Annotated in this window: 20 protein-coding genes and 1 other RNA gene; 7 read left to right on the top strand and 14 right to left on the bottom strand. The window is 56.7% G+C overall.

The genetic code is table 11. The annotated features are described in order from the left end of the window. Positions 1-72: 72 nt before the first annotated feature. Positions 73-1,053, top strand: coding sequence for a tRNA-modifying protein YgfZ (ygfZ, locus tag WFM46_RS05990; protein ID WP_336997244.1), 981 nt, complete (start codon positions 73-75; stop codon positions 1,051-1,053). A gap of 85 nt (positions 1,054-1,138) precedes the next feature. Here the strand turns inward: ygfZ and trhA are convergent, their stop codons facing one another. Together trhA and yqfB are read right to left on the bottom strand one after the other, a co-directional pair. Beyond that, entirely contained in the window at positions 1,139-1,798 is a 660-nt protein-coding gene (gene trhA, locus WFM46_RS05985; protein ID WP_336997243.1) for a PAQR family membrane homeostasis protein TrhA, read from the bottom strand. 165 nt (positions 1,799-1,963) lie between these two features. Beyond that, on the bottom strand, positions 1,964-2,275 hold the full coding sequence (yqfB, locus tag WFM46_RS05980) for a N(4)-acetylcytidine aminohydrolase (RefSeq protein ID WP_114316856.1): 312 nt from the start codon (positions 2,273-2,275) through the stop codon (positions 1,964-1,966). Positions 2,276-2,327: 52 nt separating this feature from the next. On the opposite strand from yqfB, the gene WFM46_RS05975 reads away from it, so the two are divergent. Together WFM46_RS05975 and bglA are read left to right on the top strand one after the other, a co-directional pair. Beyond that, a complete protein-coding gene (locus WFM46_RS05975; protein ID WP_103176879.1) occupies positions 2,328-3,059 on the top strand; it encodes a MurR/RpiR family transcriptional regulator in 732 nt (243 codons plus the stop codon). A gap of 114 nt (positions 3,060-3,173) precedes the next feature. Beyond that, positions 3,174-4,607, top strand: coding sequence for a 6-phospho-beta-glucosidase BglA (gene bglA, locus WFM46_RS05970; RefSeq protein WP_336997242.1), 1,434 nt, complete (start codon positions 3,174-3,176; stop codon positions 4,605-4,607). An 86-nt stretch (positions 4,608-4,693) separates the two neighbouring features. Here the strand turns inward: bglA and WFM46_RS05965 are convergent, their stop codons facing one another. The 8 genes from WFM46_RS05965 to WFM46_RS05930 form a co-directional block, all read right to left on the bottom strand. Further along, complete coding sequence (locus WFM46_RS05965; protein WP_103176880.1) at positions 4,694-5,437, bottom strand: SDR family oxidoreductase; 744 nt, start codon at positions 5,435-5,437, stop codon at positions 4,694-4,696. Positions 5,438-5,506: 69 nt separating this feature from the next. Next, a complete protein-coding gene (gene gcvP / locus WFM46_RS05960) occupies positions 5,507-8,380 on the bottom strand; it encodes an aminomethyl-transferring glycine dehydrogenase (RefSeq protein WP_336997241.1) in 2,874 nt (957 codons plus the stop codon). A gap of 127 nt (positions 8,381-8,507) precedes the next feature. Beyond that, positions 8,508-8,897, bottom strand: coding sequence for a glycine cleavage system protein GcvH (gene gcvH / locus WFM46_RS05955; RefSeq protein WP_039029826.1), 390 nt, complete (start codon positions 8,895-8,897; stop codon positions 8,508-8,510). Between the two features lie 23 nt (positions 8,898-8,920). Beyond that, positions 8,921-10,015: a glycine cleavage system aminomethyltransferase GcvT gene (gene gcvT / locus WFM46_RS05950; RefSeq protein ID WP_336997240.1), complete on the bottom strand. Its 1,095-nt coding sequence runs from the start codon at positions 10,013-10,015 to the stop codon at positions 8,921-8,923. A gap of 428 nt (positions 10,016-10,443) precedes the next feature. Continuing rightward, entirely contained in the window at positions 10,444-11,646 is a 1,203-nt protein-coding gene (ubiI, locus tag WFM46_RS05945; RefSeq protein WP_336997239.1) for an FAD-dependent 2-octaprenylphenol hydroxylase, read from the bottom strand. 12 nt (positions 11,647-11,658) lie between these two features. After that, positions 11,659-12,837: a 2-octaprenyl-6-methoxyphenyl hydroxylase gene (gene ubiH / locus WFM46_RS05940; protein ID WP_336997238.1), complete on the bottom strand. Its 1,179-nt coding sequence runs from the start codon at positions 12,835-12,837 to the stop codon at positions 11,659-11,661. Continuing rightward, positions 12,834-14,147: a Xaa-Pro aminopeptidase gene (gene pepP, locus WFM46_RS05935; RefSeq protein ID WP_336997237.1), complete on the bottom strand. Its 1,314-nt coding sequence runs from the start codon at positions 14,145-14,147 to the stop codon at positions 12,834-12,836. The genes ubiH and pepP overlap by 4 nt, the downstream gene beginning before the upstream one ends. Before the next feature lie 21 nt (positions 14,148-14,168). Further along, the gene (locus tag WFM46_RS05930; RefSeq protein ID WP_139156297.1) at positions 14,169-14,747 is read right to left on the bottom strand and encodes a YecA/YgfB family protein; all 579 of its coding nucleotides are present in this window, start codon (positions 14,745-14,747) and stop codon (positions 14,169-14,171) included. Between the two features lie 167 nt (positions 14,748-14,914). On the opposite strand from WFM46_RS05930, the gene zapA reads away from it, so the two are divergent. The 3 genes from zapA to WFM46_RS05915 all read left to right on the top strand — a co-directional run bounded on the left by zapA (position 14,915) and on the right by WFM46_RS05915 (position 16,091). Beyond that, the gene (gene zapA, locus WFM46_RS05925; protein ID WP_039029820.1) at positions 14,915-15,244 is read left to right on the top strand and encodes a cell division protein ZapA; all 330 of its coding nucleotides are present in this window, start codon (positions 14,915-14,917) and stop codon (positions 15,242-15,244) included. A 41-nt stretch (positions 15,245-15,285) separates the two neighbouring features. Beyond that, positions 15,286-15,469: non-coding RNA, 6S RNA (gene ssrS / locus WFM46_RS05920), on the top strand. Between the two features lie 25 nt (positions 15,470-15,494). Continuing rightward, positions 15,495-16,091: a 5-formyltetrahydrofolate cyclo-ligase gene (locus tag WFM46_RS05915; RefSeq protein ID WP_336997236.1), complete on the top strand. Its 597-nt coding sequence runs from the start codon at positions 15,495-15,497 to the stop codon at positions 16,089-16,091. Positions 16,092-16,191: 100 nt separating this feature from the next. Here WFM46_RS05915 and serA read toward each other — a convergent pair whose 3' ends face one another. Together serA and rpiA are read right to left on the bottom strand one after the other, a co-directional pair. After that, positions 16,192-17,424, bottom strand: a complete 1,233-nt coding sequence (gene serA, locus WFM46_RS05910; protein ID WP_103176889.1) for a phosphoglycerate dehydrogenase — start codon at positions 17,422-17,424, stop codon at positions 16,192-16,194. Positions 17,425-17,691: 267 nt separating this feature from the next. Further along, complete coding sequence (rpiA, locus tag WFM46_RS05905) at positions 17,692-18,351, bottom strand: ribose-5-phosphate isomerase RpiA (RefSeq protein ID WP_103180978.1); 660 nt, start codon at positions 18,349-18,351, stop codon at positions 17,692-17,694. Between the two features lie 150 nt (positions 18,352-18,501). Here rpiA and argP point away from each other — a divergent pair, with 150 nt between their 5' ends. Further along, positions 18,502-19,395 (top strand): DNA-binding transcriptional regulator ArgP, encoded by an 894-nt coding sequence (gene argP, locus WFM46_RS05900; protein WP_103176891.1) that lies wholly within the window; start codon positions 18,502-18,504, stop codon positions 19,393-19,395. Positions 19,396-19,455: 60 nt separating this feature from the next. Here the strand turns inward: argP and WFM46_RS05895 are convergent, their stop codons facing one another. After that, entirely contained in the window at positions 19,456-20,208 is a 753-nt protein-coding gene (locus tag WFM46_RS05895) for an oxidative stress defense protein (protein ID WP_371816561.1), read from the bottom strand. Between the two features lie 125 nt (positions 20,209-20,333). Continuing rightward, a partial coding sequence (locus WFM46_RS05890) for a LysE family transporter (protein WP_336997235.1) occupies positions 20,334-20,586 on the bottom strand: 253 nt, incomplete at its 5' end.

Genomic DNA, 20,586 nt, shown 5'->3' with positions numbered 1-20,586 from the left:
ACCGCTTGCAATGGCTACAGTCTCTTTTACCATTAGGCATTATCAAAGCGTTAAGCAATTCAGGACATCAATATGGCATTTACACCCTTTTCTCCGCGCCAGCCTGTCGCCTCTGCGCGTCTGCCGCTGACGCTTATGACCCTTGATGACTGGGCGCTGGCAACCCTCGTCGGCGTGGACAGCGAAAAGTACCTGCAGGGCCAGGTGACCGCGGATGTCAGTCAGCTGACCGAACACCAGCATCTGCTGGCGGCGCACTGCGATCCGAAAGGCAAGATGTGGAGCAACCTGCGCCTCTTCCGTCGTCAGGATGGTTTTGCCCTGATCGAACGTCGTAGCCTGCGCGACGCCCAGCTCACCGAGCTGAAAAAGTATGCGGTATTCTCTAAAGTGACCATCGCGGCCGATGACGAGCAGGTGCTGCTGGGTGTGGTGGGCTTCCAGGCGCGCGCCGCGCTGAAAAACCTGTTCAGCGAACTGCCTGATGGAGAAAAACAGGTCACCAACGACGGGGCTACCTCGCTGCTGTGGTTTGAACATCCGGCAGAGCGTTTCTTACTGGTAACCGATGTCACTACCGCCGAGCGCGTGACCCAGGCCCTGCGTGGCGAAGCGCAGTTAAATAACAGCCAGCAGTGGCTGTCGCTGGACATTGAAGCGGGCATTCCGGTTATCGATGCCGCCAACAGCGGGCAGTTTATTCCGCAGGCGACCAACCTTCAGGCGCTGGGCGGTATCAGCTTTAAAAAAGGCTGCTATACCGGTCAGGAGATGGTTGCCCGCGCGAAGTTCCGCGGCGCCAACAAACGCGCGCTCTGGTATCTGGTGGGTAAAGCCAGCCGCGTACCGGATGCCGGTGAAGATCTGGAGCTGAAAATGGGTGATAACTGGCGCCGTACCGGCACCGTACTGGCTGCCGTTCAGCTTGACGATGGCCGCCTGCTGGTTCAGGCCGTGATGAATAATGATATGGAGCCAGACAGCGTCTTCCGCGTCCGTGAGGATGTGAACACGTTAAGCATTGAGCCGCTGCCCTATTCTCTGGAAGAGTGATAGCTGTTGCCCGGTGGCGCTGCGCTTACCGGGCCTACAAAACCCGTAGGCCGGGTAAGGCGAAGCCGCCACCCGGCAATTTTTATTAGACCTGCCCGACGTACAGATAAATCGCCAGGAAATGGCACACGCTGCCGCCCAGTACAAACCCGTGCCAGATAGCGTGGTTATAGGGGATGCGCTTGCAGACGTAAAAAATGACCCCCAGCGAATAGACAATTCCGCCCACCGCCAGCAGTGTCACACCGCCCGCCGCCAGTTTTACCGCCAACTGATAGATCACAATCAGCGACAGCCAGCCCATGGTCAGATAGGTCACCAGCGACAGCACCTTAAAGCGGTGCGCGATGGTGAGCTTAAACAGGATCCCCAGTAGCGCCAGGCTCCAGATAACAATCATCAACCCACGCGCCAGGGGTGAATCCAGCCCGACCAGCAAAAACGGCGTATAGGTTCCGGCAATCAGCAGATAGATCGCGCAGTGGTCAAATTTCTTCAGCCAGATCTTGGCCCGCTGATGGGGAATGGCGTGGTACAAGGTGGAGGCCAAAAACAGCAGGATCATACTCCCGCCGTAGAGGCTGTAGCTGGTGATCGCCAGCGTGCTGGCGTTAGTGTCGCTGGCCTGAACCAGCAGCAACACCAGCCCAACGATGCCAAACACCAGGCCAATACCGTGGCTAATGCTGTTGGCTATCTCCTCAGCCAGCGAATATCCCTGTGTGGTTAATGGTTTGCTAACCATAGATAACTCCGGGAAAACAAAAGTGAATAATGTCTCGCTGTCTATGCTAACTGAGAATGATTCCAGTGAACACCTGTTCGCTAAAATAAATATCAGTTTAAAATTTATTTATTACAATCATAATGTTGAGGGATTATTTCAGCTAACGGTTGTTCACATAAAAACTTAAAGGCATTTAAATTCAATAACATAAAACTGATGCTGGTCCGGGTAAATGTCTGTAATTACCCGCTTCAGTTCGTCCAGGGACATGTTCTCCTGTTGAGCATGTTTTTCGCTCAGCGTATCGAGCGTGACCGTCGACGTGCCTGTAACCTCAATGGTGCAAAAGTAGCCGTCATCCTCATAACGCCCCACCCGCAGCACATCGCCCGCTTTGAAATGTGATTCGCTTTCATCGCGGAGAGTAATGGTCTTACGTCCGGCCAGAATGTCATCCTGAAAGCGCTGAAAAAAAGTGATGTCGTTTGGCTGCATGTTATTATTCCCTGAAGATGAAGTCTGATGAGTGAGTTTAGCCCCAGTGAGCATGTTCTCCCATTCCGCCATTGCCAGCCTCAACAACCTGGAGATGATGGTCTACAACACCGTCATTAAAAACCGCGATCGGGTGATGTACATGACCATTCGTGAACTGGCGGATGCGGCGGGGGTGTCCACCACCACCGTGCTGCGCTTTTGCCGCAAGCTGAACTGCGATGGCTATTCGGAATTCCGCGTGCGGTTTAAATTATACCTTGAGCAAAACGAACCGCAGCAGGCTAATTTTGGTGCCAGTGAGATTATCAGTTTTTTCAAAAGCGTAAATAACGACGAATTTGACGCGCTATTAAATAACGCCGTGGATATTATATTATCCTCGGAACGTATTATATTTGTCGGCGCTGGTACCTCAGGTTCGCTGGCAAAATATGGCGCACGGTTCTTTTCCAATATTGGGAAATTCAGCAACCATATCGACGACCCTTATTTCCCGGTCACTAACGATATGGCAAAAAATGCGCTGGCGATTGTGCTCTCGGTCTCGGGCGAAACCGAAGAGATCCTGCGCTTCGCCAGCCAGTTCAGCCTGCATCACTGCAAGGTACTCTCCATTACCAGCCACGAACATTCGCGACTGGCGAAACTGGCGGACTTTAACCTCTCATGGCATGTTCCGCAAACGCGTATCGCAGGCGTCTACGATATTACCACGCAGATTCCGGTTATTTATATTCTTGAATCGCTGGGGCGCAAACTGGCGAAGAAATTAACGGAATAAAACACCCTGTTTTTTCGGTGTAACATATTACAACTCTCACGAATTGTTATATCGTGACATTTTATTCCCCTTTGTTAGACTCAAAAACAATAGCAATAAATGAGATTAGCAAAGATGAAAAAACTCACCTTACCAAAAGACTTTTTATGGGGCGGCGCGGTTGCGGCGCATCAGGTTGAAGGCGGCTGGAACAAAGGCGGCAAAGGCCCGAGTATTTGTGACGTGCTGACCGGCGGCGCGCACGGCGTACCGCGTGAAATCACCCAGGAGGTAATTGACGGCAAATACTACCCTAACCATGAGGCCATCGACTTCCACGGTCACTATAAAGAAGATATCAAGCTGTTTGCCGAGATGGGCTTCAAATGCTTCCGCACCTCCATCGCCTGGACCCGTATTTTCCCGAAAGGTGACGAAACTCAGCCCAACGAAGAGGGGCTGAAGTTCTACGACGACATGTTCGATGAGCTGCTGAAATACAACATCGAGCCGGTCATCACCCTCTCCCACTTCGAAATGCCGCTGCACCTGGTGCAGAAGTACGGCGGCTGGACCAACCGTAAGGTGGTCGATTTCTTCGTCAACTTCGCCGAAGTGGTCTTTGAGCGCTACAAGAGCAAGGTCAAATACTGGATGACCTTCAACGAAATCAACAACCAGCGTAACTGGCGCGCGCCGCTGTTCGGCTACTGCTGCTCCGGGGTGGTCTATACCGAGCATCAAAATCCGGAAGAGACCATGTACCAGGTGCTGCATCACCAGTTCGTGGCCAGCGCCCTGGCGGTGAAAGCTGCCCGTCGCATCAACCCGGAGATGAAAGTCGGCTGCATGCTGGCAATGGTCGCGCTCTATCCATACTCCTGCAAACCAGAAGATGTGATGTTTGCCCAGGAATCGATGCGTGAACGCTATGTCTTTACCGACGTGCAGCTGCGGGGTTACTACCCGTCCTACGTGCTGAATGAGTGGGAGCGCCGCGGTTTCACCATCAAGATGGAAGCGGGCGACGAGCAGATCCTGCGCGAAGGCACCTGTGATTATCTGGGCTTCAGCTATTACATGACCAACGCGGTGAAAGCGGAAGGCGGCACCGGCGATGCGATCTCCGGCTTCGAAGGCAGCGTGCCGAACCCGCACGTGAAAGCGTCTGACTGGGGCTGGCAGATTGACCCGGTGGGCCTGCGTTACTCCCTGTGCGAACTCTATGAGCGTTATCAGAAGCCGCTGTTTATCGTGGAAAACGGCTTTGGCGCGTACGACAAAGTGGAAGAGGACGGCAGCATCAATGATGACTACCGCATCGACTATCTGCGCGCGCACGTGGAAGAGATGATGAAAGCGGTCACTTACGATGGTGTGGATCTGATGGGCTACACCCCGTGGGGCTGCATCGACTGCGTGTCGTTCACCACCGGCCAGTACAGCAAACGTTACGGTTTTATCTATGTGAACAAGCACGACGACGGCACCGGCGACATGTCCCGTTCGCGTAAGAAGAGCTTTGAGTGGTACAAAAAAGTGATCGCCAGCAACGGCGAGACGCTTTAATCCGGCATTGCCAGGCGCCGCTGCGCTTGCACCGGCCTGCGATCAATCCCCTCTCCCCTATGGGGAGAGGGGTAGGGTGAGGGGCCTTACTTCCCGCCCGCTAACTCAATAAAACTGCCCGTCACGTACGAGGCTTTCTCGCTCAGCAGCCAGACAATCGCCTGCGCCACCTCTTCCGGCTGGCCGCCGCGCTGCATCGGCAGCATCGACTTCACCCGATCCACCCGCCCCGGTTCACCGCCGGAGGCATGAATGTCGGTGTAAATCAGCCCCGGACGGACACAGTTCACCCGGATGCCCTGGGCCGCCACTTCCAGCGATAGCCCGGTCGTCAGGGAGTCCACCGCCCCTTTCGATGCCGCGTAATCCACATACTCCCCCGGTGCGCCGAGTCGTGAGGCTGCTGAAGAGACATTCACGATCGCCCCGCCTTTACCGCCATGTTTCAGCGACATGCGTTTCACCGCTTCGCGGCAGCAGAGGAAATACCCGGTCACGTTGGTGGCCAGCACGCGGTTAATCCGCTCGGCGGAGAGGTTCTCAATGGTGCTCTGCTCGAAGAGAATCCCGGCGTTGTTGACCAGCGCGGCGAGGGGCTCCCCTTCGCGATCGAGGCTGTCGAACATCGCCATGACCTGCGCTTCGTCGCTGATATCCGCGCGCAGGGCAAAGGCTCTGCCGCCCTCTTCTGTAATCTGATTGATCACGTCGGTGGCGGCGCTGATGTTGTGGTGATAATTCACCGCCACGTTATAACCCACACGCGCCAGCTCAAGCGCCGTCGCTTTGCCAATCCCACGGCTGGCGCCGGTGACTAATGCGATTGCCATCTACAACCTCCGGATAAAAAAAAGCCGGGTGGCGCTGACGCTTACCCGGCCTACAGTATGACAGAAAGATTACTGGTATTCGCTCATCGGCACGCAGGAGCAGAACAGGTTACGGTCGCCGTAAACGTCATCAAGACGCTTCACGGTCGGCCAGTACTTGTTGGCTACGCCTGCCGGGAAGACCGCCAGTTCGCGGGTGTAACCGTGGTTCCACTCCGCGACCAGTTCGTTCTGAGTATGCGGCGCGTTAACCAGCGGGTTATCTTCCAGCGTCCACTCCCCGGCCTTCACGCGGTCGATTTCGCTGCGGATCGCCAGCATCGCATCGATAAAGCGGTCCAGCTCAACTTTGCTTTCGGACTCGGTTGGTTCAACCATCAGCGTACCCGCAACCGGGAACGACATGGTCGGGGCGTGGAAGCCGTAGTCGATCAGACGCTTGGCGATATCCAGTTCGCTGATACCGGTCTCTTCTTTCAGAGGACGAATATCAAGGATGCACTCGTGCGCCACGCGACCATCACGACCGGTGTAGAGCACCGGATAGGCATCTTTCAGACGCGTCGCGATGTAGTTGGCATTCAGGATCGCCACCTGGCTGGCCTGCTTCAGCCCTTCTGCGCCCATCATGCGGATATACATCCAGCTGATTGGCAGAATAGAGGCGCTGCCGAACGGTGCCGCAGAGACCGCGCCCTGACGGGTGAGCATGCCTTCGATCTGCACCACGCTGTGGCCCGGAACAAACGGCGCCAGGTGCGCTTTCACACCGATCGGGCCCATGCCCGGGCCGCCGCCGCCGTGCGGAATGCAGAAGGTTTTGTGCAGGTTCAGGTGCGACACGTCCGCGCCGATAAAGCCTGGCGTGGTGATCCCCACCTGGGCGTTCATGTTGGCGCCATCGAGGTAAACCTGGCCGCCATACTGGTGCACAATTTCGCACACTTCGCGGATGGTCTCTTCATACACGCCGTGAGTGGACGGATAGGTGACCATGATGCAGGAGAGCTTATCGCCGGTCTGCTCCGCTTTCGCACGCAGATCGGCCAGGTCGATGTTGCCGTTTTTATCGCAGGCCACTACCACCACTTCCATCCCTGCCATCTGGGCCGATGCCGGGTTGGTGCCGTGGGCGGAGCTTGGGATCAGGCAGATATCGCGATGCCCTTCGTTACGGCTCTCGTGATAATGGCGGATCGCCAGCAGACCTGCGTATTCACCCTGGGCGCCGGAGTTTGGCTGCATGCAGAGTGCGTCGTAGCCGGTCAGTTTCACCAGCCAGTCGGAGAGCTGGTTGATCATCTGGTGATACCCTTCCGCCTGATCGGCCGGGCAGAATGGGTGCAGTTCAGCGAATTCCGGCCAGGTGATTGGGATCATCTCGGCGGCGGCGTTCAGCTTCATGGTGCAGGAGCCCAGCGGGATCATCGCCTGATTCAGGGCCAGATCTTTGCGCTCCAGAGAGTGCATATAGCGCATCATCTCGGTTTCGCTGTGATAGCGGTTAAAGACCGGATGCGTCAGGATCGCGTCATCGCGCAGCATGCTCGCCTGAATGGAACGGCTGTCGTGCGCCACCTCTTTATCGAGCGTGTCCACATCCAGGCCGTGGTCTTCACCCAGCAGGACGTTGAAGAGCACCTGCAGATCCTCACGGGTGGTGGTCTCATCCAGGGTGATGCTGACCGCATTCAGGATATCACTGCGCAGGTTAATTTCTGCCGCCTCAGCGCGTGCCAGCACGGTCGCTTTGTCGGCCACGTCAACGCACAGGGTGTCGAAGAAGTGGGCGTGACGCAGTTTTTGACCTTTCTGCTGCAGGCCACAGGCGAGAATATCGGCCAGGCGATGAATGCGGCTGGCGATACGCTTCAGGCCAACCGGGCCATGGAAGACCGCATAAAGGCTGGCGATGTTGGCCAGCAGTACCTGAGAGGTACAGATGTTGGAGTTCGCTTTCTCACGGCGGATATGCTGCTCGCGAGTCTGCATCGCCATGCGCAGGGCGGTATTGCCGGAGGCATCTTTCGATACGCCAATAATACGGCCTGGCATGGAGCGTTTGAATTCATCTTTGGCGGCGAAGAAGGCCGCGTGTGGACCGCCGTAGCCCATCGGTACGCCGAAGCGCTGCGCGGAGCCGAAGACGATGTCTGCGCCCTGTTTACCCGGGGCGGTTAACAGCACCAGAGCCATAAAATCGGCCGCCACGCTGACGACAATTTTACGCCCTTTCAGCTCGGCAATCAGTTTGGCGTAATCGTGCACTTCACCGGTGGTGCCCACCTGCTGCAACAGCACGCCGAACACATCCTGGTGATCCAGCACTTTATCGGCATCATCAACGATCACTTCAAAGCCAAAGGTCTCAGCACGGGTACGTACCACGTCGAGGGTTTGCGGATGCACGTCGGCTGCGACGAAGAAGCGGTTTGCGCCCTTCAGTTTGCTGACGCGTTTTGCCATCGCCATCGCTTCTGCGGCGGCAGTGGCTTCATCCAGCAGCGAGGCGGAGGCGATGTCCAGACCGGTCAGATCCAGCGTCACCTGCTGGAAGTTGAGCAGCGCTTCCAGACGGCCCTGAGAGACTTCCGGCTGATAAGGGGTGTACGCGGTGTACCAGCCCGGGTTTTCCAGCATGTTACGCAGGATCACCGGCGGTAACTGCACGTTGGTGTAACCCATGCCAATGTAAGACTTAAAGCGCTTGTTGAGGCTGGCAATGCCTTTCAGTTCCGCCAGGGCGGCATATTCAGTGGTCGATTCCCCCACCTGCGGCGGCGTGTCGAGCTGAATATCCTTTGGCACAATCTGGCCGATCAAGGCGTTGAGCGAATCCGCGCCAACCGTCTTCAGCATCTCCTGCTGTTGCTGAGCATCCGGCCCAATGTGACGTTCAATAAAGGCGCCACGGTTTTCAAGCTGGCTTAAAGTCTGTGTCATGAGCGATGGTTCCTGAAACGTGCAGTGAATCGTAGTTGTCTGTAACTCTGTTGCCCGGTGGCGCTAACGCTTACCGGGCCTACGCTGTTTTGGAGGCCGGATAAGCGCAGCGCCATCCGGCACAACATTATTCGTCTTCCAGTAAGGCTTCGTACGCGGTGGCATCCAGCAGGGCGGCAACTTCCGCTTCATCGCTGGCTTTAATTTTGAAGATCCAGCCTTCGCCGTAAGGCTCGCTGTTGACCAGCTCCGGGGAGTCGCTCAGGGCGTCGTTAACCGCCACGATTTCGCCGCCGACCGGGGCATAGATGTCTGAAGCCGCTTTTACCGATTCCGCCACCGCACAGTCGTCGCCCGCGGTCACGGTCGCGCCCACTTCCGGCAGATCCACAAAGACCATGTCACCTAACAGCTCCTGAGCATGTTCGGTGATCCCAACGGTATAGGTGCCGTCGGCTTCTTTGCGCAGCCACTCGTGTTCTTTGCTGTATTTCAGTTCTGCTGGCACATTGCTCATTGAATTTCTCCTGATAAAAATAATTAGGCGACCGGTTTACCGGCGCGAACAAAAATCGGTTTGGTCACGCGGACCGGCATTTCGCGGTTGCGGATCTGCACCACGGCCGTCTCGCCAATGCCCGCCGGCACACGCGCCAGCGCAATACTGTAACCCAGCGTCGGGGAGAAGGTGCCGCTGGTGATAATGCCTTCGCAGTGGTTGCCATTGGCATCGGTGAAACGTACCGGCAGTTCACCGCGCAGGACGCCTTTCTCGGTCATCACCAGGCCAACCAGCTGTTCGGTGCCCTTCTCACGCTGCTGTTCCAGCACTTCACGACCGATAAAGTCGCGATCGGCCGGTTCCCAGGCTATGGTCCAGCCCATGTTGGCCGCCAGTGGAGAGACCCCTTCGTCCATCTCCTGGCCATATAAATTCATACCAGCTTCCAGACGCAGCGTATCGCGCGCGCCCAGACCCGCCGGCTTAACGCCCGCTTCCACCAGCGCACGCCAGAAATCGACCGCTTTTTCGTTCGGCATGGCAATTTCATAGCCCGCTTCACCGGTGTAGCCGGTGGTCGCCACAAAGAGATCGCCCGCCTGCACGCCAAAGAACGGCTTCATGCCTTCGGTGGCTTTACGCTGTTCTTCGTTAAACAGGGAGGCGGCTTTCGCCTGGGCATTTGGCCCCTGCACCGCAATCAGCGACAGGTCGTCACGCACGGTGATGTCGATGCCGTAAGGTTCAGCGTGTTGGGTAATCCAGGAGAGGTCTTTTTCGCGGGTGGCGGAGTTTACAACGAGGCGGAAGAAATCTTCAGAGAGGTAATAGACAATCAGGTCGTCAATAACGCCACCGGAGGCATTCAGCATGCCGCTATAGAGCGCTTTACCCGGCGTCTTCAGTTTGGCGACGTCGTTTGCCAGCAGATAGCGTAAAAACTCCCGGGTGCGGCTGCCGTGCAGATCGACAATGGTCATGTGAGAGACGTCGAACATACCGGCATCGGTGCGCACCGCATGATGCTCATCAATCTGCGAACCATAATGCAGCGGCATCATCCAGCCATGGAAATCGACCATGCGTGCACCGCATAAGGTGTGTTGTTCATACAAAGGCGTCTGTTGAGCCATCTTATCCTCGTTGAATGAGCTGGGCTGTCTTGCGTTTCATGGCGAAAAATTCACCACGAAACCCGGCATCGGCATCGCTCCCGGACACCGACGCAAACGTTCTCTTTCCTCAGAACTTACCACCGAAAACGGTGGTTAACCATAAGGCAAAATGGGTCATCACATTAGCTTATGGTCAAAAAAGCCAGCAAAGCGTACAGAGTTATTCACTATAAAAATGCGAATCGTTCCGCACAAAAGCAAAGTCGATAAGATGGGATTTAGCACAGGCTGATATTTACTGCGGAAAAATGCGCGAAATTTCCGTAACATAAAAATAGCCAGATTAGTTAATCTAATGCGAAAAAGGCGGTGAAATTAGATTATTTCAAACGAGGGAGATCCCCCGGCCTGCAGGCCGGGAGAATAAAGTGTGATGGAGTTCTAAATTAGCGTAGCCAGTCCGGCAGGTCGTTAAGTCCCATCGCCTGACGCAGAAGTTGTGGTTTAACGCCCGGGAGGGTGTCAGCCAGTTTCAGACCGAGATCGCGCAACAGTTTTTTCGCCGGATTGGCACCGGCAAAGAGTTCGCGGAAGCCCTGCATCCCCGCCAGCATCATTGCCGCGCTGTGCTTGCGGCTACGCTCGTACCGGCGCAGGTAAAGATGCTGACCAATATCTTTGCCCTCACGATGGAGGCGGCGCAGTTCATTCACCAGTTCGGCGGCATCCATAAAGCCCAGGTTTACCCCCTGCCCGGCCAGCGGATGAATGGTGTGCGCCGCGTCGCCCACCAGCGCCAGGCGATGCGCCGCGAACTGGCGCGCATAGCGACCGGTTAACGGGAATACCTGACGCTCGCTTTCGACAGTGCAGAGCCCCAGCCGGTTATCAAAGGCCACGCACAGGGCCTGATTAAACGCTTCGGCTGATGCCTCCTGCATCTGATGCGCCTTCTCAGGGGAAAGCGACCAGACGATGGAGCAGAGATGCGGATCGCTGAGCGGCAAAAAGGCCAGTATGCCGTCGTTATGGAAGATCTGCCGGGCCACCGCCTGGTGCGGTTCCGCGGTGCGAATAGTGGCGACCAGGGCATGATGGCGGTAGTCCCAATACGTCAGGGGAATGTCGGCTTTGTTGCGCAACCAGGAGTTGGCACCATCGGCCCCGACCACCAGACGCGCAGTCAGCATGTCGCCGCTTTGCAGGGTAATAAAGGCATCGTTTTCACCCCAGGCCACCTGCTGCAGTTGTGCCGGGGCAATCAGCGTAACGTCGCTGCACTGCTGCGCTTTCTGCCACAAGGCATGATGGATCACCGCGTTTTCGATGATATGGCCGAGATGGCTGTAGCCCATGCTCTCATCATCAAAGGCGATATGCCCGAAGCTGTCTTTATCCCACACTTCCATGCCGTGATAGCAGCTGGCGCGCTGGGCGATAATCTCTGACCAGACGCCAACGCGGGTCAGCAGCTTTTCACTGGCGGCGTTGATCGCCGAAACGCGTAGCTCAGGCGGCGCATCGGGAGCGACAGGCTGCGGCTGTTTCTGTTCCAGCACCGCCACGCGCAGACCGCTCCCCTGCAGACCGCAGGCCAGCGCCAGTCCTACCATTCCGCCACCGACAATGGCGACATCAACATTCTGCACTTTGTTTACTCCTTAGCGAGCGACCCAACCAAGCGTCCTCTGTGCCAGCACATCGCGTGCCGGAATGAATAGTTCCATCGCCATTAACCCGGCGTTACGCCCCACGACCAGCGGCGCCCAGCGATTGGCAAACAGATGCACCAGCCCGTCGGTTACGCCGATCGTCGCCGCTTTATCTGCCTGGCGACGCTTCTGGTAGTGGCATAACACCGGATATGCCCCGCAATCCTGCTGTTGCGCAAATGCCTCGGCCAGGGTTTCGGCAAGTGTCATGACATCGCGCAGCCCGAGGTTAAAGCCCTGTCCGGCGATGGGATGTAATGTCTGTGCTGCATTGCCCACCAGCGCGACGCGATGGGAGACAGATTGCGACGCCGTAGTTAAGGCCAGGGGATAGAACGAACGCTTGCCCGCATGGGTGATCCGCCCCAGCCGCCAGCCAAAGGCTTTTTGCAGTTCGGTGCAGAAGCGTTCATCAGACCAGCTCTGCACATCGTCCGCACTCTCCAGCGAATGGCACCAGACCAGCGAGCTGCGCCCCTGCGACATCGGCAACATGGCCAGCGGGCCATGTTGGGTAAAACGTTCAAAAGCGCGACCACGGTGCGGCTCGGCGGTGGCGACGTTGGCAATCACCGCCAACTGATGATAGGGCTGCTGTTGCCACTGGATCCCGCACTGCTGGCCGAGCGCCGAACGGGAGCCGTCGGCAGCCACCAGCAGTTGTCCGTCAAGGGTGGTGCCGTCATCGAGGGTGACGCTCACCGCCGCTTCGCTGCGGGTAAAATGCTCCACGCGCGCCGGACAATGCAGCGTCACGCCAGGGGCCTCCTTTAGCAGACGGAACAGGCGCAGACCCACGTCGTGCAGTTCAACCACCTGCCCCAGCGCATCAATGCGGTAATCCTGCGCCTCAAGGGTGACAAACCCGGCGTGGCCCCGGTCGCTGACATGAACGGTTTCGATGGCCGTGGCACAATCGGCAATCGCCTGCCAGATGCCGCTGCGCGCGAGCTGCTGGCATGTGCCCTGCGCCAGCGCGATAGCGCGTCCGTCAAAACCCGGATGGCCCGTTGACTGCGGGGCAACGGCTTCGATCAGATGGATCGGCAGCTTACCCTGGGTCAGGGAAGAGAGGGTCAGCGCCAGCGTTGCTCCCGTCATGCCTCCGCCAACGATGATGATGCTCATGCGCGCGCCGCTGCCATCAGCGCCTCGATCTCATCGGCATTTTTCACCACCGACGCGGTCAGGTTTTCGTTGCCGGTTTCGGTGATAACGATGTCGTCTTCAATGCGAATGCCGATACCGCGATACTCCGCAGGCACATCGGCATCCGGTGCGATATAGAGCCCCGGCTCAACGGTCAGCACCATACCAGGCTCCAGCACGCGCGAACGCTCCGGGCCATACGCTCCCACATCATGCACATCCAGCCCCAGCCAGTGGCTCAGGCCATGCATAAAGAAGGGACGGTGCGCGTTCTCAGCAACCAGCTGATCGACATCGCCCTGCAGGATACCCAGATCCACCAGCCCGCTGACCATGATGCGCACCACTTCACCGGTCACTTCCTGAATGGAGGTGCCAGGGCGGAACAGCATCAGCGCCGTATCCAGCGAGTGCAGAACAATGTCGTAAATCGCGCGCTGGGCTGGGGTAAATTTACCGTTCACCGGGAAGGTGCGGGTGATATCCCCGGCATAGCCTTTAAATTCACATCCGGCATCAATCAGCACCAGATCGCCATCCCGCAGTTCGGACTCGTTTTCGGTGTAGTGAAGAATGCAGCCATTTTCACCGCCGCCCACAATGGTGTTGTAGGCCGGATAGCGCGCGCCATGGCGGGAAAATTCATGATGAATTTCCCCTTCAAGCTGATATTCGAACATTCCCGGACGACACTTTTCCATCGCCCGGGTATGAGCCAGCGCGCTGATCTCACCCGCGCGACGCATTACCTCCAGCTCTTCAGCCGATTTAAACAGGCGCAGTTCATGCACAGCGGGACGCCAGTCGGTGATCGTTGCGGGCGCTTTCAGATTTTGCCGGGCGCCTTTGCGCAGCTTATCCAGCGCGGCAAAGAGAATCTCGTCGGCATACGCGTATTCGCCCTGGGCGTGGTAAACCACATCCAGGCCATTGAGCAGCTGGTAGAGCTGATCGTTGATCTCGCTGAACGCCAGGGCGCGATCCACGCCCAGCTTTTCCGGCGCGGCCTGCTGTCCCAGCCGACGGCCAAACCAGATCTCGGCGGTAAGATCCCGGACGCGGTTAAACAGCACGCTGTGGTTGTGGGTGTCATCACTTTTAATCAGCACCAGTACCGACTCCGGCTCGTTGAAGCCGGTGAAGTACCAGAAATCACTGCTCTGGCGATACGGGTATTCGCTATCGTTACTGCGCGTGGCCTCCGGTGCGGCAAATATCAGCGCGGCGCTTCCCGGCTGCATCGTAGCCAGCAGCGCCTGACGGCGACGAAGGTACTCTTGCTGAGTCATGACACCCTCCAGTAGTTGTTATTAGTGTAAGGTTGGTTTGCGCACTTCCGGCGCAGTGGGCTGAGTCCGCGTAAAGGTATCGTGGCAGAGCAACGACGCGACGCGCACATACTCAATGATCTCTTCGAGGGACATTTCCAGCTCTTCCTGGTCCTCTTCCTCGTCGTAGCCCAGCTGTGCAATGTTGCGCAGATCGTCGATCGCTTCTCCGGCTTCGCCCGTCACCTTTTCAAGTTTAGGCTGCGTTACGCCCAACCCCAACAGGTAATGGTTAACCCACCCGGCCAGCGCATCGGCGCGATCGAACACGCTGACGTCGTCGCCATCAGGCAGATAAAGCTGAAAAAGGAAGCCGTCATCTTCCAGCGCATCGCTGATTGCGCCATGCATACTGCGCAACGCCTGGGCCAGATCGTGACCAAACGCCAGACCTTCGTTCGTCAGGTCGTGAACCAGCGGCAGCCATGAGCTGTCGTTGTTTCCACCACACAGCATCCCGCTGATCAGACCGTGCATTTCAGCAGGTGTTAAACCCACGCCCTGCTGGTTCAGTAACTGGCTAACGTCGTTGTAGCCAGGCATTTCGTTCTGTATAGACATGCGCATTCGTCATCATTGGGAGGAATATTCATGGTATGCTACCACTTTGGACCCTGGTGAACCAGAATAGGGCTTGTATCTGCGCACCAGGGTAGCTATAGTGTCGCCCCTTCGCAGCCCCCGGAATCGGGTGTGAAGGCAGCGCAGTCAAACAGCAGGAAGGTGGCATGTCTGCACAACCCGTCGATATCCAAATTTTTGGCCGTTCGCTGCGAGTGAATTGTCCGCCTGAACAAAGGGATGCTTTGAATCAGGCTGCGGATGATTTGAATCAGCGGTTGCAAGATTTAAAAGAACGCACTAGAGTCACAAATACTGAGCAGCTGGTTTTCATCGCCGCGTTGAACATCAGTTATGAATTGACTCAGGAAAAAGCGAAGACCCGCGAATACGCGGCGAGCATGGAACAACGCATTAAAATGCTCCAGCAGACCATTGAACAGGCATTGCTTGATCAGGGTCGCATTACTGACAGACCGGGGCAAAACTTTGAATAACACTTCATGGTCTACTATGGTAGAGTGACCCTGAAGGAAAAATTTCTCTGAGATGTTCGCATGCGGGCCAGTCCCCTGAGCCGATATTTCATACCACAAGAATGTGGCGCTCCATGGTTGGTGAGCATGCTCGGTTCGTCCGAGAAGCCTTAAAATCATGACGACACATTCACCTTGAACCAAGGGTTCAAGGGTTACAGCCTGCGGCGGCATCTCGGAGATTCCCTCACCTTTCTACCCAGCGACTACCATGACGCAACTTCCTGAAGTTCCTGCCACACGTCAACAAATTCGTCAGTTTATTCGTCAGCAACGCAGAGCCCTAACGCCTGAACAGCAAGCCCATTTCGCGCAGCAAGCCGCGGCCCGCATGATGGCGTATCCGCCTATGGTCATGGCGCACACGGTGGCCCTGTTCCTCTCCTTTGACGGTGAACTGGATACCCAGCCGCTGATTGATGAACTCTGGCGCACCGGGAAAAAGGTCTATCTGCCGGTACTCCACCCTTTTAGCCCGGGTCATCTCCTGTTTCTGCACTATCACCCTCACAGCGAACTGGTGGTGAATCGTCTGAAAATCACCGAGCCGAAACTGGACGTGCGCGACGTATTGCCGCTGGATCAGCTGGACGTGCTGGTGACGCCGCTGGTGGCGTTTGATGAGAGCGGCCAGCGCTTAGGCATGGGCGGGGGGTTTTACGATCGCACCCTGCAAAACTGGCAGCAGTACGGTTTACAGCCTGTGGGCTATGCGCATGATTGTCAGGGCGTTGAAGCGTTACCGGTGGAGAAGTGGGACATCCCGCTGCCTGCGGTGGTGACGCCATCCAGGATTTGGCAGTGGTGAAAAAAGCCGGGTGGCGGCGTCGCCTTACCCGGCCTACACGGAACATTCAAATTTTGTAGGTCGGGTAAGCGAAGCGCCACCCGACAAAACAAAACGCAGATTAGTAAAGCAGACGCGCGCGAATCGTGCCCGGAATGGCCTTCATCCCCTGCAGCGCTTTCTCTGCAACATCTTCATCTGCTTCGATATCGATAACCACATAACCCATCTGCGCGTTAGTTTGCAGATACTGTGCGGCAATGTTGACCCCCTGCTCGGCGAAGATCTGGTTAATGGCCGTCAGCACGCCCGGACGGTTTTCATGGATATGCAGCAGACGGCGACCGCCGTGCAGCGGCAGAGAGACTTCCGGGAAGTTGACCGCAGAGAGGGTGGAACCGTTGTCGGAGTATTTGCTCAGCTTACCGGCCACTTCAAGACCGATATTTTCCTGCGCTTCCTGCGTGGAGCCGCCAATATGCGGGGTCAGGATCACGTTGTCGAACTCGCACAGCGGAGAGGTAAACGGATCGCTGTTGGTCGCCGGCTCGGTCGGGAAGACGTCAATGGCCGCCCCCGCCAGATGTTTGCTTTTCAGGGCGTCACAGAGCGCAGGAATATCCACCACCGTACCGCGCGCGGCGTTGATCAGCAGCGAGCCCGGCTTCATCAGCGCCAGCTCTTCCGCACCCATCATGTTTTTGGTAGAAGCGTTTTCCGGCACGTGCAGGCTCACCACGTCGCTCATGTTGAGCAGATCGGAGAGATGCTGAACCTGAGTGGCGTTACCCAGCGGCAGTTTGCTTTCAATGTCGTAGAAGAAGACGTGCATCCCGAGCGATTCAGCGAGAATGCCCAGCTGTGTACCGATGTGGCCGTAACCGATAATCCCCAGCTTCTTACCACGCGCTTCGAAAGAGCCGGAGGCCAGCTTATTCCAGATCCCGCGGTGCGCTTTGGCGTTGGCTTCAGGGATGCCGCGCAGCAGCAGCAGGAGTTCGCCGATAACCAGCTCCGCCACGGAACGGGTGTTGGAGAATGGCGCGTTGAATACCGGAATCCCGCGCTTCGCGGCAGCATCAAGATCGACCTGGTTGGTACCGATACAGAAGCAGCCAATCGCCACCAGTTTTTCTGCCGCGGCAATAACCTCTTCGGTCAGGTGGGTACGGGATCGCAGGCCAATGAAGTGGGCATCACGGATCGACTCTTTCAGCTGTTCGGTATCCAGTGCACCTTTGTGAAATTCGATGTTGGTGTAACCCGCCGCACGAAGGCTATCCAGTGCTTTCTGATGCACCCCTTCGACCAGCAGAAATTTAATCTTGTCTTTCTCCAGTGATACCTTTGCCATTTCCCCGACCCTGTCTGATTGTCTGAACTGTTGTTGTGCTGGATTGAAATCCACTCCCGCCAACATATCAAAAAAAACTATTGCAGCAATATGAACGTTTGCGTCGGCACTCTGAAGAAATGTCATACAGCCGCAATTGGCAGTGAATTATTCTGTGGAGCAGGAGGAAAGCGGCAGGATCGTCAGGAGAGGATTAGAAATGTGACACAAGTCACCAAATATCGCTTTTGCAAAAATAATTAGCGGGGGGACGCTCCCCCCGTCAGATCATTTCACGATGGTTTTGACACCCTCAGCGGTGCCAATCAGCGCGACATCCGCGCCACGGTTGGCGAATAACCCTACGGTTACTACGCCAGGCAGGCCATTGATGGCGTTTTCCAGCGCCACGGCGTCGAGGATCTCCAGACCGTGCACATCCAGAATCACGTTACCATTGTCCGTCACCACGCCCTGACGGTATTCCGGGCGTCCGCCCAGCTTGACCAGCTCACGGGCAACCGCGCTACGCGCCATCGGGATCACTTCAACCGGCAGCGGGAATTTGCCAAGGATATCCACCTGCTTCGAGGCATCGGCGATACAGATGAACTTGTCCGCAACAGAGGCGATAATTTTTTCACGCGTCAGCGCCGCGCCGCCGCCCTTGATCATCTGCATATGGCCGTTGATTTCATCCGCGCCATCAACGTAGATTCCCAGGCGGTCGACTTCATTCAGATCGAAAACGGTAATGCCCAGGCTTTTCAGCTTTTCCGTGGATGCATCGGAGCTGGAAACCGCGCCCTCGATCTGCCCTTTCATCGTGCCGAGCGCATCAATAAAGTGTGCTGCCGTTGACCCTGTGCCCACGCCGACAATGGTACCCGGCTGTACATACTGGAGAGCGGCCCATCCTACTGCTTTTTTCAGTTCATCCTGCGTCATGATCTCTTGCCCGTGGTGATTTTGCGTGACGCGCATTATAGAGCATTCACCTGCGCCATGTGATCTGCAAGGTCACCAATTTCGTCTGTATCAAACATAAATTTATGTCATAGTGCGAAGTATTGAATTATTTGGGAGTCAGCCAGAGCAATGAAACGTCCGGACTACAGAACATTACAGGCCCTTGATGCCGTTATACGTGAACGCGGATTCGAACGCGCAGCACAGAAGCTGTGCATTACCCAGTCCGCCGTTTCGCAACGGATCAAACAGCTTGAGAATATGTTCGGGCAGCCGCTGCTGGTCCGTACCGTGCCGCCACGTCCCACCGAACAGGGGCAAAAACTGCTGGCGCTGCTGCGTCAGGTTGAGCTGCTGGAAGATGAGTGGCTGGGTGACGAACAGACCGGCTCCACGCCGCTGCTTCTCTCCCTGGCGGTCAACGCCGACAGTCTGGCAACCTGGCTGCTGCCCGCGCTGGCGCCGGTGCTGGCCGATTCGCCTATCCGGCTGAATTTGCAGGTGGAAGACGAAACCCGTACCCAGGAGCGTCTGCGTCGCGGTGAAGTGGTGGGCGCGGTCAGTATCCAGCCTCAGGCGCTGCCAAGCTGCCTGGTGGATCAACTGGGGGCACTGGATTATCTCTTCGTCGGCTCCAAAGCGTTTGCTGAACGTTACTTCCCGAATGGCGTCACCCGCGCGGCGCTGCTTAAAGCGCCTGCCGTGGCGTTTGACCATCTCGATGATATGCATCAGGCGTTTTTACAGCAGAACTTCGATCTACCGCCCGGCAGCGTACCCTGCCATATCGTTAACTCATCAGAGGCCTTCGTGCAGCTGGCGCGTCAGGGCACAACCTGCTGCATGATCCCGCATCTGCAGATCGAGAAAGAGCTGCAGAGCGGTGAGCTGATCGACCTGACGCCAGGCCTGCACCAGCGCCGCATGCTCTACTGGCACCGCTTCGCCCCGGAAAGCCGGATGATGCGCAACGTCACCGATGCACTGCTGGCCCACGGCCATAAGGTCCTGCGCCAGGACTAATAAAAAAGCCGGGTCGCGTTAGCGCTCACCCGGCTTTTTATTGCTGCTAAAGCACAACCATTACGGGGCTTTTGTCGCCGTATCCGGCTGCTGCGCTTGCTGCTGCACCTGCGGAGTCTGCTGGCTCTGCTGCTGACCCTGTGCTGGCTCCAGCTGGAACACCACATCAACCTGATCGTCGAACTGAATCGTTGGCTGTTCGTAGGTATCCTGCGCGGAGACCGGCGCCGCTTCCGCTTTCATCATGCGCACCATCGGGCTCGGCTGGTAGTTAGAGACGTGGTAACGCACGCTGTAGACCGGACCCAGTTTGCTGTTGAAGCCAGACGCCAGCTGCTGCGCCTGACGCACGGCATCATCAATCGCCGCTTTACGCGCTTCGTCTTTATATTTCTCAGGTTGCGCAACACCCAGTGAGACTGAACGGATCTCATTCAGACCCGCTTTCAGCGCGCCATCCAGCAGGGCGTTAAGTTTATCGAGCTGACGCACCGTCACTTCCACGGAGCGCACCGCGCGGTAACCTTTCAGGATGCTTTTGCCATCCTTATAGTCATAATCCGGCTGGGTACGCAGGTTGGCAGAGTTGATATCTTTTTTACCCACGCCGTTCTGCTCCAGGAAAGAGAGATATTGCGCAACGCGGTCGTCTGCCTGTTTCTTGGCGGTGGCAGCATCTTTGGCCGCCACGTTCACTTCAATGGCTAAGGTCGCAATATCCGGTGCCGCATCCACGCTTGCGGTGCCGGAGGTCACAATGTGCGGGCTGTCAGGCAGTTCACTGGCCTGAACGGATGCTGCGCCAAAACCCATTAATGCCGCCAGGGCAATTGCATTCAACTTCACTTTAATTCCTCCATGTTGCGAAGAGTGCCCAGGTAACAGGGCGCATGCCAGCAAGCTTAGCGACTGCTGGCCGAATGTCCATAAGACAACGCTTAGTTGAATAGTTCACGAATGTGATGAATTCCCTCTTTCGCCAGCTGAAAAGCAATAAACCACATCACCACGCCGACCAGGCCGTTAATAATGCGCTGAGCTTTGGCGGTGCGCAGACGGGGTGCCAGCCATGCAGCGAGCAGCGCCAGACCAAAGAACCAGAGGAAGGAAGCGCTGACGGTACCCAGCGCGAACCAGCGTCTCGGCTCGACATCCAGCTGCCCGCCCAGACTGCCCAACACCACAAACGTA

Origin of the sequence: Leclercia sp. M50 (assembly GCF_037150775.1) — a bacterium.
Taxonomy (GTDB): domain Bacteria; phylum Pseudomonadota; class Gammaproteobacteria; order Enterobacterales; family Enterobacteriaceae; genus Enterobacter.
The sequence above is the reverse complement of the archived record's forward strand: the minus strand, read 5'-3'. Positions and strand labels throughout refer to the sequence as shown.

Coding starts and splice junctions, on each gene's coding strand:
- ygfZ (WP_336997244.1), top strand. CDS start 73: ATGGCATTTACACCCTTTTCTCCGCGCCAGCCTGTCGCCTCTGCGCGT.
- trhA (WP_336997243.1), bottom strand. CDS start 1,798: ATGGTTAGCAAACCATTAACCACACAGGGATATTCGCTGGCTGAGGAG.
- yqfB (WP_114316856.1), bottom strand. CDS start 2,275: ATGCAGCCAAACGACATCACTTTTTTTCAGCGCTTTCAGGATGACATT.
- WFM46_RS05975 (WP_103176879.1), top strand. CDS start 2,328: ATGTTCTCCCATTCCGCCATTGCCAGCCTCAACAACCTGGAGATGATG.
- bglA (WP_336997242.1), top strand. CDS start 3,174: ATGAAAAAACTCACCTTACCAAAAGACTTTTTATGGGGCGGCGCGGTT.
- WFM46_RS05965 (WP_103176880.1), bottom strand. CDS start 5,437: ATGGCAATCGCATTAGTCACCGGCGCCAGCCGTGGGATTGGCAAAGCG.
- gcvP (WP_336997241.1), bottom strand. CDS start 8,380: ATGACACAGACTTTAAGCCAGCTTGAAAACCGTGGCGCCTTTATTGAA.
- gcvH (WP_039029826.1), bottom strand. CDS start 8,897: ATGAGCAATGTGCCAGCAGAACTGAAATACAGCAAAGAACACGAGTGG.
- gcvT (WP_336997240.1), bottom strand. CDS start 10,015: ATGGCTCAACAGACGCCTTTGTATGAACAACACACCTTATGCGGTGCA.
- ubiH (WP_336997238.1), bottom strand. CDS start 12,837: ATGAGCATCATCATCGTTGGCGGAGGCATGACGGGAGCAACGCTGGCG.
- pepP (WP_336997237.1), bottom strand. CDS start 14,147: ATGACTCAGCAAGAGTACCTTCGTCGCCGTCAGGCGCTGCTGGCTACG.
- WFM46_RS05930 (WP_139156297.1), bottom strand. CDS start 14,747: ATGTCTATACAGAACGAAATGCCTGGCTACAACGACGTTAGCCAGTTA.
- zapA (WP_039029820.1), top strand. CDS start 14,915: ATGTCTGCACAACCCGTCGATATCCAAATTTTTGGCCGTTCGCTGCGA.
- WFM46_RS05915 (WP_336997236.1), top strand. CDS start 15,495: ATGACGCAACTTCCTGAAGTTCCTGCCACACGTCAACAAATTCGTCAG.
- serA (WP_103176889.1), bottom strand. CDS start 17,424: ATGGCAAAGGTATCACTGGAGAAAGACAAGATTAAATTTCTGCTGGTC.
- rpiA (WP_103180978.1), bottom strand. CDS start 18,351: ATGACGCAGGATGAACTGAAAAAAGCAGTAGGATGGGCCGCTCTCCAG.
- argP (WP_103176891.1), top strand. CDS start 18,502: ATGAAACGTCCGGACTACAGAACATTACAGGCCCTTGATGCCGTTATA.
- WFM46_RS05895 (WP_371816561.1), bottom strand. CDS start 20,208: ATGGGTTTTGGCGCAGCATCCGTTCAGGCCAGTGAACTGCCTGACAGC.